The sequence below is a fragment of the Mycobacterium sp. TH-M15 genome (genome assembly GCF_057473705.1).
Genome location: NZ_JBYCLB010000427.1, coordinates 1 through 4,962, shown reverse-complemented (window position 1 = coordinate 4,962; position 4,962 = coordinate 1). Strand labels below are relative to the sequence as shown.

Genomic DNA, 4,962 nt, shown 5'->3' with positions numbered 1-4,962 from the left:
AGACGACGCAGACCGTCCACAGCATCACCTTCTGGTACCGGCAGCCCTGCCACCAGAAGTCGATCAGGATCACCCGGATGCCGTTCAGCCCGTGGTAGAGCACCGCGGCCACCAGGCCCAGCTCCATCAGGCCGACGATCGGGGTCTTGTACGTCGCGATGACCTCGGTGTAGGCCTGTGGGCTGACCCGGACCAGGGCGGTGTCCAAGACGTGCACGAACAGGAAGAAGAAGATGGTCGCCCCGGTGATCCGGTGGAAGACCCAGGCCCACATGCCCGGGTCGCCCTTGTACAGGGTTTGCCGTCGAGGCCGCGTGCTCCGCGTCCTCGGCGTTGCCGCACCCGCGGATGTCGCCGCCGTCATCAGCGCCTCCATATCTATAGTGGCCCACTGCGCTCGGCTCGCCGCGCCCGTGGTCGCTACGCGCCTCCATCTGTAACGACCCCGGTGCCCGGCTCCGGCACGCTTGCGGTCGTTACACGCCCTTGCTGTGAATAACCCCTCCGATGGACTCTAAACCCATCGGTGACGCCGAAATAACCGGATGGCGGGACCGGCGCGACCGCGACGGCGAAGTTAGTGTGACATTCGACAACACCTGACAACCGGACGGGATTTCCCAATGGGCGCAGACCACCCTCCAGAGCATCCGGACGGCGACGCCGCGGCGGCCGCGATCGACTGGAATCTGCTGCGGCACCGGGCAACTGAGGTTGCCGCCCGGGCCTATGCACCTTACTCCGGGCTGCGGGTGGGTGCGGCGGCGGTGACCGGTTCGGGCGCGGTGGTCACCGGGTGCAATGTGGAGAATGTCTCATACGGGTTGAGCCTGTGCGCCGAGTGCGGGGTGGTGGCCGCGCTGCACGCCGACGGCGGCGGCCGACTGACCGCGCTGGCCTGCACCGACGCGACGGGCCGGCTGCTGATGCCGTGCGGGCGGTGCCGCCAGGTGCTGCTCGAACATGGCGGCGCCGGCATGTGGATCGACCACCCGGACGGTGCGCGGACGCTGGGCGAGCTGCTGCCGGACGCGTTCGGCCCGGCGGCTTGGGGTGCCGGGTCGTGACGTTCGACGCCCCGACGCTGATCCGCGCCAAGCGTGACGGCGGCCGGCTCTCCGACGCCGCGATCGACTGGATCGTCGACGGCTACACCCGCGGCCGGGTGGCCGAGGAGCAGATGGCCGCGCTGCTGATGGCGATCTTCCTGCGGGGCATGGACGCCGCGGAGATCTCCCGGTGGACCGCGGCGATGGTGGCCTCCGGGGAGCGGCTGGACTTCGCCGGCCTGCGTCGGGGCGGCCCGCCGCTGAGGACGGTGGACAAGCACTCCACCGGCGGGGTGGGCGACAAGATCACCCTGCCGCTGGCCGGCGTCGTCGCGGCCTGCGGTGCCGCGATGCCCAGTGCGTCGGGCCGCGGGCTGGGCCATACCGGGGGAACCCTGGACAAGCTGGAGTCGATCGCGGGTTTCACCGCGGCGCTGTCGGCCGATCGGATCCGCGGTCAGCTGGTGGACGTCGGCGCGGCGATCTTCGCCGCCGGCCGGCTGGCGCCCGCCGACGCCAAGCTGTACGCGCTGCGCGACATCACCGCGACGGTCGAGTCGTTGCCGATGATCGCCGGTTCGGTGATGAGCAAGAAGATCGCCGAGGGCGTCGGTGCGCTGATTCTGGACGTGAAGGTGGGTTCCGGGGCGTTCATGAAATCGCTGGCGACGGCCCGGGACCTGGCGGCCGTGCTGGTGCGGTTGGGCGCCGCGCACGGCATCGCCACCCGGGCGCTGCTGACCGACATGAGCCGACCGCTCGGCGCGACCGTCGGCAACGCGCTCGAGGTCGCCGAGGCGATCGACGTGCTGGCCGGCGGCGGGCCGGACGACGTGGTGGAGCTGACGCTGCGGCTGGCTGCCGAGATGCTGGCCGCCGCCGGGGTCGACGGTGCGGACCCGGCTCAGACGCTGCGTGACGGCAGTGCGATGGATCGGTTCCGGGCGATGATCGTCGCGCAGGGCGGTGATCTGTCGGTTCCGCTGCCGGTGGCCGCGTGTTCGGAGACGGTGACGGCGGGCAGCGGCGGCACAATGGGGGACATCGACGCGATGGCACTGGGGATGACGGCCTGGCGACTCGGCGCGGGGCGCACCCGCCCGGGTGAGCCGGTGCAGCCGGGCGCCGGTCTCCGGATTCATCGTCGCCCCGGTGATCCGGTGGTCGCCGGCGAGCCGTTGTTCACGCTGTACACCGCCACTCCGGACCGCGGCCCCGCGGCGCTGGTCGAGCTGGACGGCGGGTGGAGTCACGGCGCGACGGGGCCGCCCCGGCACCCGCTGATCCTCGATCGGGTCGAGCCGTGACCGTGCCACCATTGACCCTGGATTCGATCCGCCGGGTGCCCAAGGTGCTGCTGCACGACCACCTCGACGGCGGGCTGCGTCCCGGCACGGTGCTGGAGATCGCCGGGCAGATCGGCTACGACGAGCTGCCCGCTACCGAGGCCGGCGCGCTGGCGACCTGGTTTCGCACCCGGTCGCACAGCGGCTCACTGGAGCGTTACCTGGAGCCGTTCAGCCATACGGTCGCGGTGATGCAGACCGCCGACGCGCTGCACCGGGTGGCCGCCGAATGCGTGGCGGACCTGGTCGCCGACTCGGTGGTCTACGCCGAGGTCCGGTTCGCGCCGGAACTGCACATCGAAGGCGGGCTGTCGTTCGACGACGTCACCGACGCGGTGCTGGCCGGCTTCGCCGACGGGGAGCGGTCGGCGGCGGCGGCCGGCCACCCGATCATGGTGCGCTGCCTGGTCACCGCGATGCGGCACGCGGCGGTCTCCCGCGAGATCGCCGAGTTGGCGATCCGGTTCCGGGACAACGGGGTGGTCGGGTTCGACATCGCCGGAGCCGAGGCCGGCTACCCGCCGACCCGCCACCTCGATGCGTTCGAGTACATGCGGGACCGCAACGCCCGCTTCACCATTCACGCCGGCGAGGCGTTCGGGCTGCCGTCCATCCACGAGGCGATCGCGTTCTGCGGCGCGGACCGGCTCGGGCACGGGGTGCGGATCGCCGACGACATCACGGTGGCCGACGACGGGTGTCTCCGGTTGGGCCGGCTGGCGGCGATCCTGCGGGACAAGCGGATTCCGTTGGAGCTGTGTCCCAGCTCCAACGTGCAGACCGGTGCGGTGGCCAGCATCGCCGAGCACCCGTTCGACCTGCTGGCGCGCGCCCGGTTCCGGGTGACCGTCAACACCGACAACCGATTGATGAGCGACACCACCATGAGCAAGGAGATGCTGGCGCTGGCCGAGACGTTCGGCTACGGCTGGGAGGATCTGCGCCGGTTCACCGTCAATGCGATGAAGTCGGCGTTCGTCCCGTTCGACCAGCGGGTGGCGATCATCGACGGGGTGATCAAGCCCGGATTCGCGGCCCTGGTCGACTGAGTGGCCCACCCTCCGGGCAAAGCAGAGCCGGGCAACCGCGATGCGGCTGCCCGGCTCCGAATCGGCTGAAGGTCAGTTCATCTCGACCGTGGCCTCGTCCTCACCCGGCTTCCAGGTGACGACGCCGTGCTCGAAGGTGGTCTTCTTGCCACCGTCAGCGGTGTCGGTCTCGTCGCTGGTCGGGTAGCCGAGCTTGCCCTGCGAGCCGCCCAGCTCGTTCCACTTGTCGCGGATCTTGCCCCACACCACGTAGGAGCGGGTGGTGTGCACGATCACGCCGCCGTCGAACTGTTGGTAGACGCCACCGTCGGGGTTCTTCTGTTCGTCTCCGAGCGGCTCGCCCAAGTCCTGCTTGGCGCTGGAGCTGAGGGATTCGTACTTGGTCAGGATGTCGCCGGATACGGTGTACTCCTTGCCGTCGGCGCCCTGCATCTGGGTGGTGCTGCCGGCAGCCGCCGAGGTGCCCGGCTCGGCGATCACCGAGGAGACAACCGAACTTGCCGAGCTCACCACGGAACTGGCGGAGCTCGCGATGGACTCGGCCTTCTCCTTGGTCTGGCACGCCGAGCCGATCAGCGCGACGCCCGCAATGGCTGCGGAGACCGCTGCTACCCGTTTCGTTGTGTTGCGCATTGGTGGTCCTTTCGAATCGGAAGGGCTCGCCGTGGACACGGCCCGTCGAGATGCTACACCGGGGAGGACGCGTCGGCAGCGGTTAAGCGCAAACTCGTTTAGTCGGTCGGGCAACTGGTCACGGGCCCCGGTCCGACGCCGCCGATCGCCGAGGCCCGGCGGTATGCTGCACCTTGTCGACAATCGACATGACCGCCGCATCCGGTGCCGTGAGAGGAGCCCGAGTGGCTCGGTACGTCTCGATCACCCTCACCCGGCGGCAAGCCGCCTGCCGGGCACGCCTGCTCGACGACGCCGCTCCGCGCACCTGCGCCGCGGTCTGGGATGCGCTGCCGGTCGCCGGGCAGGCCTACCACGGCAAGTACGCCCGCAACGAGGTGTACACACTGTTGCCGCCGCTGCGCTCGCCGGGCCGGGAGAACTGCACCGTCACACCGATACCGGGTGATGTGTGTTTCTTCGGCTTCGACGCGTCCGAGATCGGCAACCCGGCGTACGGCTACCGGCAGGGTTCCGAAGCGCACTCACCGCGGGGCGCGACCGACCTGGCGATTTTCTACGGCCGGAACAACTTGTTGCTCAACGGCGATGTCGGCTGGGTGCCGGGGAATGTCTTCGCCGTCATCGAAGAGGGGCTGGACGACATGGCCGCCGCATGCACCGACCTATGGCTGGCCGGCGCCGCCGGCGAGCGGTTGGCGTTCGCGCGCGCCGAGCCGCCACGCGACGAACACTAACTCAGCACCTGTTCGGCGAAGAGTCCCACGGCCAACACCAGATCGTCGCTATGCCGAGGGCCGATGATCTGCATTCCGATCGGCAGCCCGTCGTCGGTGACACCGACCGGGATGGTCAACGCCGGTTGCTGGGTCATGTTGAACGGGT

At 69.8% G+C, this 4,962-nt stretch carries 7 protein-coding genes; 4 read left to right on the top strand and 3 right to left on the bottom strand.

Features of this window, described 5'->3' with window-relative positions:
• On the bottom strand, window positions 1–274 hold a 274-nt coding region (gene sdhC / locus AC2VNT_RS10310), incomplete at its 3' end, for a succinate dehydrogenase, cytochrome b556 subunit (RefSeq protein WP_486946759.1).
• A gap of 349 nt (window positions 275–623) precedes the next feature.
• Here sdhC and AC2VNT_RS10305 point away from each other — a divergent pair.
• From AC2VNT_RS10305 to AC2VNT_RS10295, 3 genes are read left to right on the top strand one after another with little or no spacing between them, the layout of a single operon-like run.
• On the top strand, window positions 624–1,067 hold the full coding sequence (locus tag AC2VNT_RS10305; RefSeq protein WP_486946758.1) for a cytidine deaminase: 444 nt from the start codon (window positions 624–626) through the stop codon (window positions 1,065–1,067).
• Window positions 1,064–2,356, top strand: coding sequence for a thymidine phosphorylase (locus tag AC2VNT_RS10300; protein WP_486946757.1), 1,293 nt, complete (start codon window positions 1,064–1,066; stop codon window positions 2,354–2,356). Before AC2VNT_RS10305 ends, AC2VNT_RS10300 begins: the two co-directional genes overlap by 4 nt.
• Window positions 2,353–3,444 carry an adenosine deaminase gene (locus AC2VNT_RS10295; protein WP_486946756.1) on the top strand — a complete coding sequence of 364 codons (1,092 nt, stop codon included), beginning with the start codon at window positions 2,353–2,355 and terminating at the stop codon, window positions 3,442–3,444. Before AC2VNT_RS10300 ends, AC2VNT_RS10295 begins: the two co-directional genes overlap by 4 nt.
• A gap of 72 nt (window positions 3,445–3,516) precedes the next feature.
• Here AC2VNT_RS10295 and AC2VNT_RS10290 read toward each other — a convergent pair whose 3' ends face one another.
• Window positions 3,517–4,077: an LGFP repeat-containing protein gene (locus AC2VNT_RS10290; RefSeq protein ID WP_486946755.1), complete on the bottom strand. Its 561-nt coding sequence runs from the start codon at window positions 4,075–4,077 to the stop codon at window positions 3,517–3,519.
• Window positions 4,078–4,301: 224 nt separating this feature from the next.
• On the opposite strand from AC2VNT_RS10290, the gene AC2VNT_RS10285 reads away from it, so the two are divergent.
• Window positions 4,302–4,814, top strand: coding sequence for a DUF3830 family protein (locus AC2VNT_RS10285; protein WP_486946754.1), 513 nt, complete (start codon window positions 4,302–4,304; stop codon window positions 4,812–4,814).
• Here AC2VNT_RS10285 and AC2VNT_RS10280 read toward each other — a convergent pair.
• The coding region (locus AC2VNT_RS10280) for an amidase family protein (RefSeq protein ID WP_486946760.1) at window positions 4,811–4,962 on the bottom strand (152 nt) is incomplete at its 5' end. The two genes, AC2VNT_RS10285 and AC2VNT_RS10280, sit on opposite strands and share 4 nt — an antisense overlap.